The sequence below is a fragment of the Sinomonas sp. genome, assembly GCF_051955515.1.
GTDB lineage: Bacteria > Actinomycetota > Actinomycetes > Actinomycetales > Micrococcaceae > Sinomonas.
The window spans coordinates 1-19441 of sequence record NZ_JBQCGQ010000161.1; the positions used below are offsets into that span (position 1 = coordinate 1).

Consider the following 19441-nt stretch of genomic DNA (forward strand, 5'->3'; position numbering starts at 1 on the left):
GCACCGGCGAGATCCTCGCCGAGTTCGTCATCGACCCCGCCAAGGGCTACCAGCCGAAAAAACAGAACACCCCCGGTCAGAAGACCGGGGGTGTCGTCGATGTCCCGAGACATCTGTAGCCGATGTCTCGAGACACCACAACTGCGGAGACGGGGGGATTTGAACCCCCGGTCCAAGTTTCCCCGGACCCTTCATTAGCAGTGAAGTCCATTCGGCCGCTCTGGCACGTCTCCTTGCTATCTCTAGCTCCCCAAGCGTACCTAGAACGACCGGACGGACGCAAAGCGGCACGAACACCCTGCGAACGTGACGGCGCAACGGTGGGGGGGCGCTACCCCGCCTGCCCCAGCGCCAGGGGCAGCACCGGCCCCGAGCCCGCGAGACGGAGGAGCCTCCCGGCCACGGTCAGGGACCAGCGGCTGTCGACGAGGTCGTCCACGAGCAGCACGGGAGCACCGCCCAGCCCGGCGAGGGCCGCCCTGAGGTCCGGGCCGACGTCGAACGCTGACCACACGGAGGCGAGCCGGAACGCCGAGTTGCCACCCGCCTGACCTGCCCGCGCGGCCGGAGTCCGCGACAGCGCCCCGAGATACGGGAGGCGCCCGACCTCGGCGATCCCCCGGGCCAGCGAATCAACGAGCCGCGGCCGCGTGGCGGACGGCATCGCCACGACGCCCGCTGGCCGACCCGCGCCACTCCACGCACCGGCCGCAGCATCCCCGCGAGCCCAGCCTGCGAGCAGGTCGACGACGGCGTGCCGCAATCCGGCGGGTACCTCGCCGTCGGAGGCGGGCGCGGCGAAGAGCTCACGGAGCGCGCCGCCGTATCCGAGATCGGTGAGACGAGCGAGGGCGCGCCCCTCCGACAGCTGCTCGCCAGCCGGGATCCGACCCTTGGCGGGAACTCCGAGCTTGTCCATCCCGCTCGGCCACTGGGCACGCGGCTCGATCGGAACCCCGGCGTGCTGGAGCTGTGCACCGGCACGCTCGAGCAGCGCAGGGTCCACGGCGGCGGGGAACCATCGCCCGGCGCAGTTGTCGCACCGCCCGCAGGGGGCAGCCGTGGGATCGTCCAGCTGCGCCGTCACGAACTCCATACGGCAGGTCGACGTCTCCTCATACCCGACCATCGCGCGCTGCTCCGCGTCCCGGGCCGCGGCGATGCGGCGGTATCGCTCGTCGTCGTACTTCCATGGTGCGCCGGTAGGGCGCCAGCCGCCGCCCACACGCTCGACCGCCCCGTCGACGGCGAGCACCTTGAGGAGCAGATCCAGCTGCGTGCGCCGGAGCTCGACCTGCGCCTCGAGCGCGACGGTCGAGAGCGGTCCGCCGGCGGCGGCGAGCGCGTCGAGGACGGCGTGGGCCTTGGCACGGTCAGGCATCGAGGCGGTCGCGAAGTACTGCCAGATCTCGCGGTCCTCGGTGCCGGGAAGGAGCAGGACGTCGGCGTGCGCCGCCCCGCGGCCTGCGCGCCCGACCTGCTGGTAGTACGCCACCGGCGACGACGGCGCGCCCAGATGCACCACGAAGCCGAGGTCCGGCTTGTCGAACCCCATCCCCAGCGCCGAGGTGGCCACGAGAGCCTTGACCTCGTTGCCCTTCAGGAGACGCTCGGCCTCCTCCCTCTCGGCGGTGTCGGTCTTGCCCGTGTAGGCGAGCACGTGGTAACCCGCCTCCGACAGCAGTCGCGCCGTGTCCTCCGCGGCGGAGACGGTCAGGGTGTAGATGATGCCGCTCCCCGGCAGGTCGCCGAGATGCTCGAGGAGCCAGGCGAGGCGGGATCGCGAGTCGGGCAGTCGCAGCACTCCCAGCCGGAGGGAATCGCGGCCGAGCGGCCCTCGCAGGGTGAGTACGTCTGCCCCGAGCTGCTCCTCGACGTCTGCGACGACGCGCGCGTTGGCCGTCGCCGTCGTCGCCAGCACCGGGACGGTCGGCGGCAGTTCGTCGATGAGCGCGGCAATGCGGCGGTAGTCGGGACGGAAGTCGTGGCCCCAGTCGGAGATGCAGTGCGCCTCGTCGATCACGAGCAGGCCCGTCCGGGCGAGCAGCTCGGGCAGATGCTCCTCGCGGAAACCCGGGTTGGTGAGGCGTTCGGGCGAGATGAGGACGACGTCGGCTGCATCCGCCGCGAGCGCGGCGTGGACCTCGTCCCATTCGAGCCGGTTGGCGGAATTGATGGCGACGGCGCGCACTCCGGCCCGCGCTGCGGCCTCCACCTGGTCCCGCATGAGGGCGAGCAGCGGCGAGACGATGAGCGTCGGCCCGGCGCCGCGCGCCCTCAGGAGGAGCGACGCGACGAAGTACACCGCGGATTTCCCCCACCCCGTGCGCTGCACGACGAGTGTACGACGGCGGTGCTCCACGAGCGCTTCGATGGCCTCGAACTGGCCGGGATGGAAGGCGGCATCAGGACGCCCGACAAGGCGGCGCAAGACGTCGAGCGCGGCTCCGCGCAGATCTCCCTGATCATCGCGACCATACGGAGCGACGTCAGAATTTGTCACAGAGTCCATCTCGGGGCTGCTCAATCTGGGGTTCCGGACCATGCCTCCCAGTATCCCCGTGACGTCCGACACTTATCTCTGCCGCTCACGCTCTGGGGCCGATACCGTAAAAGCACACCTGCCAAAATCCTCAGTGCCAACAGAAGGAATCTCCATGACGGCAACGGCGCCGCCCCTGTCCGAATCAAGCCCTTCCGCATCGAACCTGCCCGAGTCCACGGACGCGGCTCCCGCTCGCAAGTCGGCTGGGCATGTGATCGTTGACTCGCTCGTGGCGCACGGCGTGACGCGCTCCTACGTGGTCCCAGGCGAGTCGTTCCTGGATGTGCTGGACGGGCTGCACGATTCGCCGATCGAGACGATCGTGTGCCGGCATGAGGGCGGCGCGGCGTACATGGCCGAGGCCGACGGGAAGATGAACCAGCTCCCCGGCATCGCGATGGTCACCCGCGGCCCCGGCGCTGCGAACGCCCACGTCGGCCTGCACACCGCGTGGCAGGACTCCACGCCGATGGTCCTGTTCGTGGGTCTGATCCCGTTCGCCCACCGCGACCGCGAGGCGTTCCAGGAGTTCGACATCAAGTCCTGGTTCGACACCGGCGCCAAGCGCGTCATGGTCCTGGACCACGCCGAGCGGGCCTCCGAGATCGTCGCCGAGGCGATGTTCGCTGCCATGAACGGCCGCCCCGGCCCCGTGGTCGTCGGCCTCCCCGAGGACGTCATCCAGCAGGAGATCGACGCCACGATCCACCCGAAGATCCCTGTGGCCACCGGGGGCATGACCGTCACTGACTGGAAGGCGCTCAAGGCCGCCCTGCTGGAGGCGGAGAAGCCCCTCTTCGTCGTCGGCGGCAACGACTGGACCCAGGAAGGCGCCACCGAGCTGACGAACTGGCTCGAGGAGCACAACATCCCCGCCGCCGCCGAGTGGCGCTGCGAGGGTACCATCCCCTTCGACTCCCCCTCCTATGTGGGCCCCATCGGCTACGGCCGGCCCAGGCCCACCTACAACCTGCTCGAGGAGACGGACCTCCTGATCTTCGTCGGCACCGTCCCCGGTGACGTGATCACCGACGGGTTCCTCGTGCGCCAAGACTGGGCCAAGAAGAACTTCCTGGTCACCATCGACCCGTCCCTGCGCGGGCGCTCCGGGCCGGTTTCGTACCAGATCGTGGCCAAGCCGGACGTGTTCGTCCGCGACCTGGTCATGATCAACATGCCCGTCCGGCCCGAATGGACCGCGTGGACCGAGCGGATGCGCGAGCAGCAGGAGAAGTTCGCCGAGCTCCCGCCCGCGGCCCCCACCGACGGCCCCGCGCGCATGGACACCCTCATGGCCAACCTCGTCCCGACCCTGCCCGAGGACGCCATGATCACCCTCGGCGCCGGCGAGCACACCAACTGGGCGCACCGCTACTTCCCCACCCAGCGCTACGCCTCCATGATCAGCGCGCGCAACGGCTCCATGGGCTACTCGGTGCCCTCCGCGATCGCAGCCTCCCTGGCCAACCCGGGTCGCCGGGTCGTGACGATCGCCGGCGACGGCGAGTTCCTCATGAACGGCCAGGAGCTCGCGACCGCGGCCCAGTACGGCGCGACCCCGCTCGTGATCGTCATGGACAACCAGGAGTACGGCACCATCCGCTCCCATCAGGAGCGCCAGTACCCGCACCGTATCTCCGGCACCCAGCTGAAGAACCCGGACTTCGCGCTGATGGCCCAGGCCTTCGGCGGCTTCGGCATCCGCGTCGAACGGGACGCCGACGTCCCCGCCGCGATCGAGGCAGCCCTGCGCGCCATCGACGAGGACGGCACGTTCGCGCTGATCCACCTCATCGTCGAGCAGCGGGTCAAGGCCTACTGAGGCCCAGCAGCTCCGGACGACGGCGAGTTGCCCCCATGGGCGGGGCCCTCGCCGTCGTCCGTTGCAGGGTTGCGCGGGCTCGGAGCCAACCGTGTCGGTCGGCTTCAGTAGAATCGACGGGTGACGAGCAACGTGAGCAGTCCTGCAGGCCAGGCTCCCCAGATCGACCTCTCCGCAGCGTTCAAGGCGTACGACGTGCGCGGCATCGTGGGAGAGACGATCGACGCCCGGATCGTCGAGGCCGTGGGGGCGGCCTTCGTCGACGTCCTCGGCCTCGCCGGGAAGACCGTGCTCGTGGGCGGCGATATGCGCCCGTCCTCCCCCGAGTTCATCGACGCGTTCAGCCGCGGCGCGGCGGCCCGCGGCGGCAACGTCGAGAAGCTCGGGCTGATCTCCACCGACGAGCTCTACTACGCGTGCGGCGCCTTCCACGCCGCGGGCGCCACGTTCACGGCGAGCCACAACCCGGCGCAGTACAACGGCATCAAGCTTGCGAAGCCCGGCGCCCAGCCGGTCTCCTCGGAGTCGGGGCTCAAAGAGGTCCAGGCTGCTGCTGAGGCGTATCTTGCCGCTGGTGAGATCGCGCCGGCAGCGGAGACGGGCACCGTCACGGAGCGGGATGTCCTCGCGGACTACGCCGCGCACCTCCGCAAGCTCGTGGACCTCTCCGGCATCCGGCGCCTCAAGGTCGTGGTGGACGCCGGCAACGGCATGGCCGGGCTGACCACGCCGGCGGTCCTCGGGAACACGCTGCTTCCCGGGCTCCCCCTCGAGATCGTTCCGCTGTACTTCGAGCTCGACGGCACCTTCCCGAACCACCCGGCCAACCCGCTGGAGCCGGAGAACCTCCGCGACCTGCAGAAGGCGGTCGTCGAGCACGGTGCGGACATCGGCCTGGCGTTCGACGGCGACGCCGACCGCTGCTTCGTGATCGACGAGAACGGCGACCCCGTCTCCCCGTCGGCCATCACCGGGCTCGTGGCGCGCCGCGAGATTGCGCGGGCCAAGGCGGCTGGCGAGCCGCATCCGATCATCATCCACAACCTCATCACGTCGCGCGCGGTCCCGGAGCTCGTGGAGCACGACGGCGGCCGCCCCGTCCGAACGCGCGTGGGCCACTCGTTCATCAAGGCCGTGATGGCCGAACAGGGCGCGGTGTTCGGCGGCGAGCACTCCGCCCACTACTACTTCCGCGACTTCTGGAACGCAGACACGGGCATGCTCGCGGCGATGCACGTCCTCGCGGCCCTCGGCGAGCAGGATCGTCCGCTGTCCGAGCTCGGCGCCGAGTACGAGCCGTACGTCTCCTCGGGTGAGATCAACTCGGAGATCGAGGACAAGGCCGCGGCTGTCGCGCGAGTGCGGGAGGCCTACGAGAGCCCCGACGTCGCGATCGATGAGCTCGACGGCACCACGTTCTCCGCAGCCGACGGCTCCTGGTGGTTCAACCTTCGCCCCTCGAACACCGAGCCATACCTCCGTTTCAACGGCGAAGCCAAGGACCGGGAGACGCTCGAGTCGGTCCGGGACAGCGTCCTCGGGCTCGTGCGCGCGTGAGCGGCGAAGCCGCCGCGGCGGACGGCGTGCTGCGGGAGCTGCACGACGTTCTCGGCACCGCCCTCGGCATGGCCCAAGAGCATCTTGAGCAGAACGGCGGCTTCCTCCCGTTCGGCGTCACCCTTGCGGACGACGGCGAGCTGCGGCTCGTGCTCGTCACCCCGCCGGAGCCCGTGCCGGAGGACGGCGACACCAGCGAGGGCGACGAGTTCGAGAGCGTCTACGAGGCCGAGGCCATGCTCGACGACCTCGTCGAACTGCTGCGCCAGGGGCGCGAGGACATTCGCGCCCTAGCGATCCCCAGCGATGTGACCCTTCCCGAGCACGGTTCCGACGGCATCCACGCGGCCGCCGAGCACCGGAGCGGAGGCCTCATGGCGGCCATCCTTCCGTACGAGATGACCGCCACGGGCTACGTCTACGGAGACGTCGAGCCCGACGGGCATGAGGCCCTCGTCTTCACCGACTGAGCCGCGCCCAACGGGCCCGCGCCCAATGGACCCACGCCCAACGGACCCGCGCGAGCGTGACCCGAGGAGCGTCGTCGTGACTCCTGCGAGGAGCAGCGCCCCGCCCGCGATTTCGAGCGGCTGCGGTACCTCCCCGAACGCGAGCCACGCGGCGAGCATCGCCACGGGAGGCACGAGGAGCGTATAGGGCACGACGGCGGCCGCCGGGTAGCGTCCGAGCAGGGAGTTCCAGACGGAGAAGCCCACGAGCGAGGCGAGCACGACTGTGAAGAGCGTGCTCAGCCACGCGGGCAGCGTGAGGTGCGCGAGCGACCCGACGACAGCGGCAGGACCCTCGACGAGGGCGGCGAGGGCGAGCATCGGCACCGGCACCACCGCCGCGGACCACACGACGATGCCCAGACCGGACGTGCCCTTCGCGGCCCGCGCGATCGTGTTCCCGATGCCCCACGAGAGGCCCGCGACAACCACGAGCAGCAGCGGGCCGAGGGGCGCCACCGCGCCGCGCCCCAGCGCGACCAGCACCAGGCCGACCCCTCCCGCACCCACTCCGGCGACCTGCGCCGTCGTCGGCCGCTCCCGAAGCACCGCGGCGGCGAGGAGAATCGTGAAGAACACCTGGCTCTGCAGCACGAGGGGCGCAAGGCCTGCGGGCATCCCCCATTGCATCGCCAGATAGACGAAGCCGAACTGACCCGCGCTCATGAAGATGCCGATGCCCGCGAGCACCCGCCACGGGACGGCGGGCTTGGGGACGAAGAACATGGCGGGCACGGCCACGAGCGCGAACCGCAGGGCGACGAACACGAGCGGCGGCACGTCGTACAGGCCGAGTTCGATGGCTACGAAGTTGACGCCCCAGATGACGGCGACGAGGACGGCGAGGGCGCTGTGCTGCGGTTTCACGTTCCCATCCTCCCCGGGCCAACCGTGAAGCACCAGCGTTGTTTTCTGTGACTTATCATCTACGATTTCTTCATGATCGATCTTCAAGCGCTCCGCTCGCTGGCGGCGGTCGAACGTCACGGCTCCGTCGTGGCGGCGGCGGACGCGCTCGGCTTCAGCCCGTCGGCGGTCTCTCAGCAGATCAAGAAGCTTGAGCGCCAGTCACGAAGTGCCCTCTTGGAACGGCAAGGGCGGGGCGTTCTGTTGACCGAGCGCGGACGGGCGCTCGTGGAGCACGGCGTCCGGCTCCTCGCCGACATCGAACGCGTCGAGTCCATGCTCTCGGCCGACGACACGCCGCAGGGGACCTTCACCGTCGCGTCGTTCTCGACCGCGACCCGGGCACTGTTCGGGCACGTCGCGGGCCCCTTGGCGAAGGAAGCGCCAGAGCTGCGCCTCGAGGTCTCGAGCGTCGATCCGGTCGAGGCGGTGGCGCTCGTGGCGCACGGTGACGCGGAGCTCGCCGTCGTGCACAACTGGAATTCCGTGCCGCTCGAAGTGCCCGGTCACATAGTCCGCGAGCCCCTGTGCGAAGATGTCGCCGACGTCATCCTGCCCCGGGAGCACCCGCTCGCCGCACGAACTCACCTCGAGCCCCGCGATCTCCTTGATGAGGTCTGGTGCGCGACCCCCAAGGGCGCGATCTGCCACGAGGCCCTCATGCGCCTCTTCTCCGCGGAAGGCACCGTGCCGCGCATTGCCTTCACGGACCCGGATTTCGCGACTCACGTTGCCCTGGCGGACGACGGCGCCGCCCTCGCCCTCGTGCCCAGGCTCGGCAGGCCTCCGCTCCCGCAAGGGGTGGTTGCCCGGCCGCTCGCGGGCGAGGTCCCCACACGCCTCGTGTCCGCAGCGTACCGGCGCACGATGTCGGCGAGTCCGGGCGTTCGGCTCGTCGTACGACTGCTGCACGACGCCGCCAATTCTCTGCACGGATGTTTGGGTATTTCAGGCTAGAATGCTCGGCATGCGCATGACCGCCTTCGAGGACGTCAGCCTGCGAGCACTCATGCTCCTCAGCGCCGTGGACGGCTCCGAGCCCCTCGCGACCCGCGCCATCGCCGAGGGCGTCGGCACTCCTTACAACCACGTGAGCAAGGCAGTCCTCAAGCTGCGCGAGCTCGGCCTCGTGGAGTCGACCCGAGGGCGGGCCGGAGGAGTCCAACTCAGTGCCGCGGGACGGCGCGCGACGGTTGGCGGAGTACTGCGGGCGCTCGACACGCGGAACGACCTTCCGGACTGCGAGTCCCCCAACGGCGACTGCCCCCTCAACCACGACTGCGGCCTGCGCGGAGCCCTGCGCCGAGCACGCGAGGCGTTCTACCGCGAGCTCGACACGGTCAGCGTGAACTCGCTCCCCCACTCGCGCCAGATGGGACCCGTCCTCGTCCAGATCGGGCTGCGGCCGGTATTCGGAAGCGACGGCGAAACGGGCAGCACGGCCTCTGAGGAAAGCAGCGAGGGCAGCGCATTCTTCGAGGGGGCTGCGGCACTCCTCCCCGCACCCGACGCCGTGTAGCGAACGCCACACACCGAACACGACGACTCAATTTGTGAATTTCTACGTTGCGTAGAAAACTTGGGATTAATTCAGCACGGAAGATGCTGAATTACCTTCCACGTCAGGAGTCCCCATGCTCTCGGAAAGCGCCCGCCCCGTCATCGAAGCCACCCTTCCCCTCGTCGGGAGCCGCATCGGCGAAATCACCCCGCTCTTCTACCAGAAGATGTTCGCGGCCCATCCGGAGCTGCTGAACGGCGTCTTCAGCCGCGCGAATCAGGCGAACGGCGAGCAGCGCAAGGCGCTCGCCGGCGCGATCGCAGCCTTCGCGACGCACCTTGTCCAGAATCCCGGGACGCTCCCCGAGTCTGTCCTGAGCCGCATTGCCCACAAGCACGCCTCGCTCGGCATCACGGAGGACCAGTACCACATCGTCTACAAGTACCTTTTCGAGGCGATCGCGGAGGACCTCGGGGAGGCGGTCACCGCCGAGGTGGCCGCCGCCTGGACCGAGGTGTACTGGCTCATGGCGGACGCACTCATCAAGATCGAGAAGGGGCTCTACGCGAGGCAGGCCAACACGGTGATGTGGGCCCCGTGGCGGGTTGTCGAGAAGAAGGCCGCGAGCGCGAGCACCGTCACATTCGTCCTCGAGCCGGCCGACGAGACGCCCGTGACCCCTGGACAGCCCGGACAGTTCGTGAGCGTCCGGATCCCCGTCGAGGACGGTCTCCTCCAGGCACGCCAATACTCGCTGTCCTCGGACGCCGAATCCACCGAGCGGCGCGTCTTCACCGCGAAGTACAACGACGGCGGCGAGGTCTCGCCCATGCTGCACGAGAAGGTCCAGGCGGGTGACGTCGTCGAACTCTCCAACCCGTACGGCGACGTAACGCTCGACGACGGCGAAGGCCCCCTTGTCCTCGCCTCGGCAGGCATCGGATGCACCCCGAGCGCGTCGATCCTGCGGTCGCTCGCGGACGCGGGGTCCGAGCGCGAGGTCCTCGTGCTGCACGCCGAGCGCAGCCTCGAGGCGTGGGCGCTCAGCGGCCAGATGCTGGACGACGTCGAGCGGATCGACGATGCCGAACTGCACCTCTGGCTTCAGACTCCGGTCGCCGAGCCCGTAGAAGGAGCCGCGGAAGCCCGCGAGGGCTACATGAGCCTTTCCGACGTCAACCTGCCGCAGGATGCGAACCTCTACCTCTGCGGCCCGCTGCCGTTCATGCAGAAGATCCGCTCGGAGGCGATCGCCCTCGGCATCCCTGCCCAGAAGATCCATTACGAGGTCTTCGGCCCGGACCTCTGGCTCGCGTCCGCCAACTGACCGAATCCGCCAACTGGCCCGAAAAGTCACAGCTTTTCCCCATCCCGAGGGGGTAACGTGCCGTCATCCGGCAGTTGCCCCCTTCGGTGGTGACGGGAGGTCAGACTGTGCTGATGCGCCGCTGGGTCTCGATGGGCGCTGCCCTCGCCGCCGTCGTCGTCCTCATAGCGGCCGCCTGCAGCATCGTCGGGCCCGCTCCCCAGAGCACGCCCTCGTTAGCCGGGATCTCCAAGATCCAACACGTCGTGATCATCATGCAGGAGAACCGCTCGTTCGACAGCTACTTCGGCACGTTCCCCGGCGCGGACGGGATTCCGATGCAGGACGGCGTTCCAGCGGTCTGCGTGCCGGATCCGGCGAAGCACACGTGCGTGCGGCCTTATTACGACCCGGCGGACAAGAACGCCGGCGGCCCGCACAGCGAGAGCAACGCGACGGCGGACGTCGACGGCGGCAAGATGGACGGATTCATCGCCCAAGCCGAGCACGCCGCATCGAACTGCGCCGCCAACGACCCCGCATGCGCGGGCGCCAAGGGAACCGACGTCATGGGGTACCACGACGGCCGCGACATCCCGAACTACTGGACCTATGCGAAAGACTTCACGCTCCAGGACCACCTGTTCGAGTCTGACGCCTCCTGGAGCCTCCCCTCGCACCTCTACATGGTCTCGGAGTGGTCCGCGAAGTGCAGCATCGCGGGCAACCCGGGATCCTGCGTCAACGCGCCGCAAGGCCCGGCGCTCCCACCGGACTTCGGGAAGAAGTCAGCCACGCCAAAGCCGCCTCCGGACTACGCGTGGACCGACCTCACGTATCTCCTGCACCGCCAGAACGTCTCGTGGGGCTATTACGTGTTCAACGGGACAGAACCGGACTGCCAGGATGACTCGGCCATGACATGCACGCCGGTCAAGCAGAATGCGACGACGCCCGGGATCTGGAACCCCCTGCCGTATTTCGACACCGTGAAGCAGGACGGCCAGCTCGGCAACATCCAGTCGCTCACCAACTTCTACGCCGCGGCCAAGGCCGGCACGCTCCCGTCGGTGAGCTGGATCGACCCGACCGCCGCGGTCAGCGAGCACCCGCCCGCGCTTGTCAGCACCGGGCAGGCGTACGTGACCGGACTCGTGAACGCGATCATGTCCGGCCCTGACTGGAGCAGCACCGCGATCTTCCTTTCGTGGGACGACTGGGGCGGGTTCTACGACCACGTCACCCCGCCCGTGGTCGACCAGAACGGCTACGGGCTGCGAGTGCCGGGGATCGTCATCAGCCCGTACGCGAAGAAGGGGTACATCGACCATCAGACGCTCAGCCACGACGCGTACGTGAAGTTCATCGAGGACGACTTCCTTCACGGCCAGCGCCTCGACCCAGCGACTGACGGCCGACCCGACCCCCGGCCCGACGTGCGGGAGGACAGCACCACGCTCGGCAACCTCGTCAACGACTTCGACTTCAGCCAGAAGCCCCTGCCGCCGGTGATCCTGCCGAACGCGGCAACGTACTAGCGCGCTTGTGCTAGTTGGCCGCCGTGAAGATCTTGCCTTGGAACTGCGGCTTCTCGAGCTCGTCGATCGCGGCGACGGCGTAGTCCTGGGCGGAGATGAAATCACCGGCCGGGACACCGACGGCGGTCGTGTACTTGCCGGTGCGCTCGCCCGGCTGGATCACGGCGGCTGGTGCGTGGGCGGTCACGTCGAGGCTGGCGTCGGAATCGCGAAGGGCCTCATAGGCGGCGAGCACGGCGTCCGATTCGGCCTTGTACTCGGCCGGGAAATCGGGGAGGTCCTTGATGCGCGTCCCGTCCGGCCCCTGCAGGTTGCCGAAGCCGGCCACGAGGTACAGGCGCGCCTCGGTGGGGACCTCCGCGATCGCACGATGGGCTTCGAAATAGGGCTCCCGGGGGCCGCCGGTGCGGTCGGGAGATGTGGCGAGCACGACGGCGTCATGCGCCTCAGCCACGGAACGGTACGTCTCGAGGTCGGCCAGGTCAGCGGCGCGGACGACGGCGGCGCCTTCCACTGCGGTTCCCTTCCGGCTGAGGGCGGTCACCTCGTGGCCACGGCGAGCGGCCTCCGCGACGATCTGGCTTCCCACCATGCCAGTGGCTCCGTAGACGGCGATCTTCATGCGTGCTCCTTGTTCGATGCGGTTCTGCCAACCCATCGAGAGTATCCAATGGATACTAAGTACTTCAAAGTGCTATGGTTACCCGGTGGAAAGCATCCCCTTCGACGTCATGGACCCCGACTGCCCCTCGCGCGTGGTGCTCCAGCGGATCGGCGACAAGTGGACGCCCCTCATCGTCCAGGCTCTCAAGGACGGCGCCCTCCGGTTCAGCGAACTGCGCACCGCCGTCGGCGGCATCACGCCGAAGGTGCTGACTCAGACGCTGCGGGCCCTCGAGCGCGACGGACTGGTCGACCGGACCGTGTTCGCCGAGGTGCCTGTCCGCGTCGAGTACCGGCTCACCGCTCTTGGCGAGAGCCTGCTCGGCCCGCTCGACGCCGTTCGGGCCTGGGCCGAGAGCCACGCGGGGAAGATCCTCCGGGCCAGGGACGCCTTCGACGCCGCGACCCCCTAGGCTTGCACCCCCCGTTGCCCCGTCACCTCCGCAGGGTCCACCCCCCGTTGCCCCGTCACCTCCGCAGGGTCCGCCCCCCGTTGCCCCGTCACCTCCGCAGGGTCCACCCCCGATGCGAGCCTCCACACCCAGCAAACGTGACGGCGCAACGGGAGGGGGCGCCCCACCGGAGCCGCGCCCACGAAGTCCCGCCTCGGAACTCCGTCAGAACACGCGCCGCCAGTTGGTCTTCGCGAGGTCGAGCACCTCGTCCCCGCGACCAGAGAGCACGGTCCGGAGCGCGTAGAGCGTGAAGCCGCCAGCCTGCTGGGCCGTGATAGTCGGCGGCATGGCCAGCTCCTGCCGAATGGTCGCTACGTCGACGAGGGCGGGACCGTCGTGCGCGAGCGCCTCCTTGAGGCCCTGCTCGAGCTCGGACGACTCGTTGACCCGCACCCCCTTGATGCCGAGCGCCTCGGCCACGGCGGCGAAGTTCGGGTTGTCGAGCCCAGTGCCGTAGTTCACGAACCCTGCGGACTTCATCTCGAGCTCAATGAAGTTCAGGGAAGCGTTGTTGAAGACCACGAGCTTGACCGGCAGCTGGTTCTGCACGATCGTCAGCAGTTCGCCCATGAGCATCGCAAGGCCGCCGTCACCGGCCAGCGCGACAACCTGTCGCCCCGGGAAGGCAGCTTGTGCCCCGATCGCGTGAGGCAGGGCGTTCGCCATGGAGCCGTGCGTGAAGGAGCCGACCAACCGCCGTCGTCCGTTCATGGTGAGATAGCGCGCGGCCCAGATGACGGGCGTGCCGACGTCGGCGGTGAAGACGACGTCGTCGTCGGCGAGCTGGTCAAGGACCCGGGTGATGTACTGCGGATGAAGTGCCTGACCCTTCTTGGTGGGGGTGGCGAGGTCGTCGAGCTTGGCGCGGGTCTTGGCGTAGTGCCTGAGCGAGGATTCGAGGTGGGTGCGGCGCCGCTTCCGGACAACGAGCGGCAGGAGCGCGGTCGCGGTGTCCCTGACGTCGCCAACGAGTCCGAGGTCCAGCTTCACACGCCGTCCCAGCTGTTCGCCGCGGATGTCCACTTGGATGATCTTCGCGTGGTCGGGATAGAACTGCTGGTACGGGAAGTCGGTGCCGAGCATCAGGAGCGCGTCGCAGTCCTCCATGGCCCGGTAGCCGGAGGCAAACCCGAGCAGGCCGGTCATGCCCACGTCGAACGGGTTGTCGTACTCGATGAACTCCTTGCCGCGGAAAGCGTGGACGATCGGCGCGCCAAGTGCGTCCGCGAGCGCGATGACCTCGTCGTGGGCGCCCTCCACGCCGGCACCGGCGAGGATCGTGACCTTGTCCGCGCCGTTGAGGATCCCCGCTGCCTCATGAAGCTCCGCCTCGTTCGGGACGACGTGGGGCTCCGTCCGCCGCACGAGCGCGATCCGCTCGGACTCGACCGAGGACAGCGCGACGTCGCCCGAGAGGACGACGACGGCGACCCCCCGCTTCTCGATCGCCGTCCGGAGGGCGATCTCGACGATCCGCGGCATATGCGCGGCATCCGTGACCTGCTCCGCGTAGACGCTGCACTCGCGGAAGACCTCCTGCGGATGCGTTTCCTGGAAATAATTCGACCCGATCTCACCGCTGGGGATGTGGGCGGCGATCGCGAGAACTGGGACGCGGGAGCGGTTCGCGTCGTAGAGGCCGTTGATGAGGTGCAGGTTTCCGGGGCCGGCGGAACCTGCGCAGACGGCAACCTCCCCCGTGAGCGCCGCCTCGGCGGCTGCGGCGAAGGCACCTGCTTCCTCGTGGCGGACGTGGACCCATTCGATGCTGGGGGTCTCCCGGAGGGCATCGGTGAAGCCGTTGAGTGAGTCCCCGGGGACGCCGTAGACGCGGCGGATTCCGTTGGCGGCGAGGGTGTCGACGATGTTCTTGGCGATGGTCGTCATCCCGCCACGCTAGTCCGGCTGAGTGTAAGGCCGGAACCCTTCGGGAATATCTTGTGGAACCACGCGTTGAACTTGAGCGAATGTCACTCAACTTTCTGGAGGATGGTTTGCCTATCTTTTTCGGCCCAGCGGCCGGCAGCGGCTCGTTCGACGACTTCCTCGCCCGCTATCTGCAGGGCCAGGGCGCTCGCCGCATGAGTCGACCCCTTGACATCACGCGGCTGGTGAGCCGCGGAACCCAGCGGATCCTGAATTCCGCTGGTCGCTACGCGCTCGATCACGGCCACCGCGAGGTCGACGCGCTGCACCTTCTGCGTGCGCTCGCCGAGACGGAGTCCGTGGCGGGCATGATCGGCTTCGCTGGTGCGACTCCGCAAGACATCGTCGAGGCGGCCGAGCAGCGTCTCCCCGAGGGCGCACCCTCGCGGGACGACGACGGCGAGGAGGCCCCGCCGTCGCTCACCCAGTCCGCACAGCACGCGTTCCTCGACGCCTACAAGGTCGCGCGCTCGCTCGGGTCCACCTACATCGATCCCGAGCACCTGTTCCTCGCGCTCGTCCTCGCCTCGGACGCCCCTGCCGGCCAGATCCTTGCCGCGCACGGCATCACTCCGCAGTCGCTCCAGGTCACTGACAGTGCTGCGCCGGAGGGGACAGCGAACGACGGCGATTCCGCCCCACCTGCCGAGCAACGCGCCACGCGTCGGGGTGCTCGGGCTCGGGGCGGCGCGACGAAGAACCCCATGCTCGAGAAGTTCGGCACCGACCTCACGGCCCTCGCCCGCGAGGGGAAGCTGGACCCGGTGATCGGCCGCGCCTCGGAGATCGAGCAGGCCATCGAGATCCTGGCCCGCCGCACGAAGAACAACCCTGTGCTCATCGGCGAGGCCGGCGTGGGCAAGACCGCGATCGTCGAGGGCCTCGCCCAGGCCGTCGCGTCCGGCGACGTCCCCGCGCAGCTGCACGGCAAGACCGTCATCTCGCTCGACCTGCCCGCGATGCTCGCCGGCACCCGCTACCGGGGCGACTTCGAGGAGCGCCTCACGAAGACCATGGACGAGATCTCGGCCGACGGCAACGTCATCGCGTTCGTCGACGAGCTTCACACGGTCGTCGGCGCGGGCGGCGGCGGCGAGGGCGGCATGGACGCGGGCAACATCCTCAAGCCTCGGCTCGCCCGCGGCGAGCTGCACCTCGTCGGGGCGACCACACTCGACGAGTACCGCAAGATCGAGAAGGACCCTGCGCTCGAGCGTCGCTTCCAGCCGGTGACGGTCGGCGAGCCGAGCGTCGAGGACGCGATCGCGATCCTCGAGGGGCTCAAGTCCCGGTACGAGGAGCACCACGGCATCACCTACACGGAAGCCGCGATCCGCTCCGCCGTCGAGCTCTCGAATCGCTACATCACCGACCGGTACCTGCCGGACAAGGCCATTGACCTCATCGACCAGGCCGGAGCCCGCAAGAGCCTCGCCCGCGGACCGCGGAACGACCTCGAGGCGCTGAACGCCGAGGCGACCCGCCTTGAGGAGCAGAAGGCCGCCGCGGTGGCCCGCGAGGACTACGAGGAGGCGTCGCGCCTGCGCGACGCGATCGAGTCCGTCGCGCTCAAGATCGCGGACGCCATCGAAGCTCCGGCTGCGACTCCTGAGGATGGGGTGGTCGACGAGGCGGAGATCGCCGCCGTCGTCGCACGTGCCACCGGCATCCCGGCCGCGCGCGTCACTGAAGGCGAGCGAGAGCGGCTCGCGCGCCTCGAGGACGAACTTCATTGGCGCGTCGTCGGGCAGGAGGATGCAGTCACCGCGATCGCGAAGGCCGTGCGGCGTAGCCGTACCGGTCTAGGCGACGCGGGCCGGCCCGTGGGCAGCTTCCTGTTCCTCGGCCCGACCGGCGTGGGCAAGACCGAGCTCGCGAAGGCCCTCGCAGCGTCGCTGTTCGGCGACGAGTCCGCGATGGTGCGCTTCGACATGAGCGAATTCGGCGAGCGCCATACGGTCAGCCGGCTGGTCGGTGCCCCTCCGGGGTACGTCGGCTACTCGGAGGCGGGGCAGCTCACCGAGCGCGTGCGGCGGCACCCGTATTCTGTGGTGCTGCTCGACGAGGTCGAGAAGGCGCACCCGGACGTGTTCAACCTGCTCCTGCAGGTGCTCGACGACGGGCGGCTCACCGACGGCCAGGGCCACACGGTCGACTTCCGCAACACCGTGGTGATCATGACCTCGAACCTCGGTTCCGAGTTCCTCGCGACGCGTGGCGCCTCGCTCGGCTTCGCGCCGGGAGGGGCCGACGGCGGGCCCTCCGACACCGAGCTGCGGGGCCGGATCATGGGCCGCCTGCGCGAGACGATGCGGCCCGAGTTCCTGAACCGCATCGACGAGATCGTGCTGTTCCGGAAGCTCAGTCGCGAGCAGCTGCACGAGATCGTGCGGCTCCAGCTCCGCGGGACCGAGGCGCGGCTCGCGGCGCAGGGCATCGCCCTCGACGTCGACGACGCCGCCGTCGACTGGATCGCCGAGCGCGGCTACGAGCCCGAGTTCGGCGCTCGCCCACTCCGCCGCGTGATCCAGCGCGAGCTCGAGGACCGGGTCGCGGACCTGCTCGTGGCCGGGGCTGTGAGCGACGGCGGCCGGGTCACCGTCACTGTCGAGCCGACACACGACGACGGCGACCTCGCCGTCCGCGCCGACCAGCCTGCCGCCGCGGTAGGGTAGCCCACGCTGCGAGATGTGGCCACGGGTCGGGAGACAGGTGGCCACGCGTCCATAACTTCGGACGCGTGGCCACGTCCCGCCCAACGCGTGGCCACGTCCCACGCCCGTTGCGCCGTCAGCTCTGCAGGGTGACGCCCAGATGCTCGCGAAGCACGTGATCGGCGATCGCCATCGACGACGTCGCCGCGGGTGAGGGCGCGTTCCGCAGAAGCGTCACAGACCCCACCTGGTCCACGGCGAAGTCGTCGAGCAGCGACCCGTCGGCGCCCCACGCCTGAGCGCGGACCCCGGCGGCCGCCTTGTGCGCAAGATCAGAGGGCCGAAGCTCGGGCACAAAGGCCCTGGCCTGCCGGAAGTACAGAGGCTTGAGGAGCGATGCGGAAATCTCGCGCACGCCCATGCGCCAGTGCTGGCGGAACAGCGTGGGCGCCCCCGGCCACGCAAGCGAACCAAGAGTATCCCGCACCGACACGTCGCCCCACCCGTAGCCCTCGCGCGCGAGAGCCGGAACGGCGTTGGGGCCCACGTGCACGTCGTCGTACACGCCGCGCGTGAAGTGCACCCCGAGGAACGGGAAGCGCGGGTCCGGCACCGGGTAGATCATGCCGCGCACCAGATCGGACCGTGAAGGCGCCAGCGTCCAATACTCCCCGCGGAACGGCAGGATCCTCGGCGACGGCGACGCCCCCACCATCCGCGCCAGCAGATCCGACTGCAGTCCCGCACACACGATGAGCCGATCGAGGGTGTGGCTCCCCGCTGAGGTCGCGACCGTCGTCGTCCCCTCCCCCGTTCGCACGCCCACGACCTCGGTGCTGAGGAGGACGCGGCCGCCGGCGCGGCGGACGTCGTCGGCCATCGCCTCGGCGATCGCCGCATAGTCGACGACGGCTGTGTGCGGCGAGTGCACGGCCGCGACACCCGCGACGTGCGGCTCCAGTTCCCGCATCCGGTCGGGCCCGATCCGGGCGAGGTCCGGCACGCCGTTGGCCCGCGCACGGCGCTCGATGTCGTCGAGCCGGGGCACCTCCTCCGGCGTCACCGCGACGACAAGCTTGCCAAGTTCGCGGTACGGAAGTCCTCGCTCCTGGCAGTAGTCCCTCGTCAGCTCCCGCCCCCGCGCGCACAGCAGTGCCTTGAGCGATCCCGGCTGGTAGTACAGTCCGGCGTGCACCACGCCAGAGTTGTGACCGGTCTGATGCGCGGCGACGCGGCGCTCCTTCTCGAGGACCACGACGTCGAAGTCGCCGGCCAGCGCAAGCGCCCTGGCGATCGCGAGGCCAACGATTCCTCCGCCGACCACCCCGACGCGCTCTGTCCCCAGTGGCACAGTCATGCCGCTTCCACCCTTCCCCTGCTGCCGTCGACCCGCACACGCTGTCCTTGCCTGAGCAGCGAGGTTCCACGCTGCGTCCCCATGACGGCGGGCACGCCGTACTCCCGCGCGACGATCGCCGCGTGCGAGCCGAGCCCGCCCGTATCGACGACGACGGCGGCCGCCCGCGCGAACAGCGGTGTCCAGGACGGGTTCGTGTTCGGGCACACGAGGACGTCCCCCGCGCGAAGCTCGCCGAACTCTTCCGGACCGCGAATGACGCGCACGGGTCCCTCAGCCACCCCGCCGCTCGCCGGCGTCCCGGTCAGAAGGGCGTCGCCGTCGTCCGGTGGCGGCAGCACGGCCGCGAGGTCCAACAGGGGCACGCCGGCATATTCGCGCCTGAGGGCCGCACGGCGGGCGGCGAGCTCGCGCACTCGGGAGCGCTCCGCGTCGTTCATCGCCTCGAGAGCCGGCAACGCGCGGAGCTCCTCGAGTCGGAGGTGGAACACGTCCTCGGGCTGGGCGAGAATCCCCGCGGCAACGAGCCGTCGGCCGAGCTCGACGAACGCGGCGCGCAGCGGCGGCATGACTTTGGCGGCCAGTGCATGCGTGTCCTCACGGAAGGCGAGGCCCCGGCGGGCCACCTCGACCAGTCCTCTCGCCTTCTTCGCGGCCCACGGGGCGCGGAGAAGGGGGTGTGCAAGCAGCTCGCGCAAGGCC

Annotated in this window: 13 protein-coding genes, 1 tRNA gene and 1 pseudogene; 8 read left to right on the plus strand and 7 right to left on the minus strand. The window is 69.4% G+C overall.

Annotated features, from left to right (window positions below):
• Positions 1–144: 144 nt before the first annotated feature.
• Together ACTHL9_RS08915 and ACTHL9_RS08920 are read right to left on the minus strand one after the other, a co-directional pair.
• Positions 145–233 (minus strand) — tRNA-Ser (locus ACTHL9_RS08915).
• Between the two features lie 98 nt (positions 234–331).
• A complete protein-coding gene (locus ACTHL9_RS08920) occupies positions 332–2512 on the minus strand; it encodes a RecQ family ATP-dependent DNA helicase (RefSeq protein ID WP_440518494.1) in 2181 nt (726 codons plus the stop codon).
• A 145-nt stretch (positions 2513–2657) separates the two neighbouring features.
• Between ACTHL9_RS08920 and ACTHL9_RS08925 the strand changes: the two genes are divergently transcribed.
• Together ACTHL9_RS08925 and ACTHL9_RS08930 are read left to right on the plus strand one after the other, a co-directional pair.
• Positions 2658–4367 carry a thiamine pyrophosphate-dependent enzyme gene (locus tag ACTHL9_RS08925; RefSeq protein ID WP_440518495.1) on the plus strand — a complete coding sequence of 570 codons (1710 nt, stop codon included), beginning with the start codon at positions 2658–2660 and terminating at the stop codon, positions 4365–4367.
• Between the two features lie 120 nt (positions 4368–4487).
• A complete protein-coding gene (locus ACTHL9_RS08930) occupies positions 4488–5924 on the plus strand; it encodes a phosphomannomutase/phosphoglucomutase (RefSeq protein ID WP_440518496.1) in 1437 nt (478 codons plus the stop codon).
• A 290-nt stretch (positions 5925–6214) separates the two neighbouring features.
• Here the strand turns inward: ACTHL9_RS08930 and ACTHL9_RS08935 are convergent, their stop codons facing one another.
• Positions 6215–7300 carry an EamA family transporter gene (locus ACTHL9_RS08935; RefSeq protein WP_440518497.1) on the minus strand — a complete coding sequence of 362 codons (1086 nt, stop codon included), beginning with the start codon at positions 7298–7300 and terminating at the stop codon, positions 6215–6217.
• 72 nt (positions 7301–7372) lie between these two features.
• On the opposite strand from ACTHL9_RS08935, the gene ACTHL9_RS08940 reads away from it, so the two are divergent.
• From ACTHL9_RS08940 to ACTHL9_RS08955, 4 genes and pseudogenes are all read left to right on the plus strand, one after another.
• Positions 7373–8296 (plus strand): LysR family transcriptional regulator, encoded by a 924-nt coding sequence (locus ACTHL9_RS08940; protein WP_440518498.1) that lies wholly within the window; start codon positions 7373–7375, stop codon positions 8294–8296.
• A 10-nt stretch (positions 8297–8306) separates the two neighbouring features.
• Positions 8307–8747, plus strand: a pseudogene (locus ACTHL9_RS08945) (RrF2 family transcriptional regulator); the annotation flags it as partial.
• Between the two features lie 226 nt (positions 8748–8973).
• Positions 8974–10167 (plus strand): globin domain-containing protein, encoded by a 1194-nt coding sequence (locus ACTHL9_RS08950; protein WP_440518499.1) that lies wholly within the window; start codon positions 8974–8976, stop codon positions 10165–10167.
• A gap of 113 nt (positions 10168–10280) precedes the next feature.
• Positions 10281–11684, plus strand: coding sequence for an alkaline phosphatase family protein (locus ACTHL9_RS08955; protein WP_440518500.1), 1404 nt, complete (start codon positions 10281–10283; stop codon positions 11682–11684).
• 10 nt (positions 11685–11694) lie between these two features.
• Here the strand turns inward: ACTHL9_RS08955 and ACTHL9_RS08960 are convergent, their stop codons facing one another.
• The gene (locus ACTHL9_RS08960) at positions 11695–12306 is read right to left on the minus strand and encodes an NAD(P)-dependent oxidoreductase (RefSeq protein WP_440518501.1); all 612 of its coding nucleotides are present in this window, start codon (positions 12304–12306) and stop codon (positions 11695–11697) included.
• Between the two features lie 109 nt (positions 12307–12415).
• Here ACTHL9_RS08960 and ACTHL9_RS08965 point away from each other — a divergent pair, with 109 nt between their 5' ends.
• The gene (locus ACTHL9_RS08965) at positions 12416–12760 is read left to right on the plus strand and encodes a winged helix-turn-helix transcriptional regulator (RefSeq protein WP_440518506.1); all 345 of its coding nucleotides are present in this window, start codon (positions 12416–12418) and stop codon (positions 12758–12760) included.
• Positions 12761–12964: 204 nt separating this feature from the next.
• Here ACTHL9_RS08965 and poxB read toward each other — a convergent pair whose 3' ends face one another.
• A complete protein-coding gene (gene poxB / locus ACTHL9_RS08970; RefSeq protein ID WP_440518502.1) occupies positions 12965–14689 on the minus strand; it encodes a ubiquinone-dependent pyruvate dehydrogenase in 1725 nt (574 codons plus the stop codon).
• A gap of 107 nt (positions 14690–14796) precedes the next feature.
• On the opposite strand from poxB, the gene ACTHL9_RS08975 reads away from it, so the two are divergent.
• A complete protein-coding gene (locus ACTHL9_RS08975; RefSeq protein WP_440518503.1) occupies positions 14797–17403 on the plus strand; it encodes an ATP-dependent Clp protease ATP-binding subunit in 2607 nt (868 codons plus the stop codon).
• A gap of 115 nt (positions 17404–17518) precedes the next feature.
• Here the strand turns inward: ACTHL9_RS08975 and lhgO are convergent, their stop codons facing one another.
• Positions 17519–18739, minus strand: coding sequence for an L-2-hydroxyglutarate oxidase (gene lhgO / locus ACTHL9_RS08980; protein WP_440518504.1), 1221 nt, complete (start codon positions 18737–18739; stop codon positions 17519–17521).
• A partial coding sequence (locus tag ACTHL9_RS08985) for a PEP-utilizing enzyme (protein ID WP_440518505.1) occupies positions 18736–19441 on the minus strand: 706 nt, incomplete at its 5' end. The genes lhgO and ACTHL9_RS08985, both read right to left, overlap by 4 nt.

Bases quoted from the DNA above. Each gene is read 5' to 3' on its own strand.
- ACTHL9_RS08920 (WP_440518494.1), bottom strand. From the start codon at position 2,512: ATGGACTCTGTGACAAATTCTGACGTCGCTCCGTATGGTCGCGATGAT.
- ACTHL9_RS08925 (WP_440518495.1), top strand. From the start codon at position 2,658: ATGACGGCAACGGCGCCGCCCCTGTCCGAATCAAGCCCTTCCGCATCG.
- ACTHL9_RS08940 (WP_440518498.1), top strand. From the start codon at position 7,373: ATGATCGATCTTCAAGCGCTCCGCTCGCTGGCGGCGGTCGAACGTCAC.
- ACTHL9_RS08950 (WP_440518499.1), top strand. From the start codon at position 8,974: ATGCTCTCGGAAAGCGCCCGCCCCGTCATCGAAGCCACCCTTCCCCTC.
- ACTHL9_RS08955 (WP_440518500.1), top strand. From the start codon at position 10,281: ATGCGCCGCTGGGTCTCGATGGGCGCTGCCCTCGCCGCCGTCGTCGTC.
- ACTHL9_RS08960 (WP_440518501.1), bottom strand. From the start codon at position 12,306: ATGAAGATCGCCGTCTACGGAGCCACTGGCATGGTGGGAAGCCAGATC.
- ACTHL9_RS08965 (WP_440518506.1), top strand. From the start codon at position 12,416: ATGGACCCCGACTGCCCCTCGCGCGTGGTGCTCCAGCGGATCGGCGAC.
- poxB (WP_440518502.1), bottom strand. From the start codon at position 14,689: ATGACGACCATCGCCAAGAACATCGTCGACACCCTCGCCGCCAACGGA.
- lhgO (WP_440518504.1), bottom strand. From the start codon at position 18,739: ATGACTGTGCCACTGGGGACAGAGCGCGTCGGGGTGGTCGGCGGAGGA.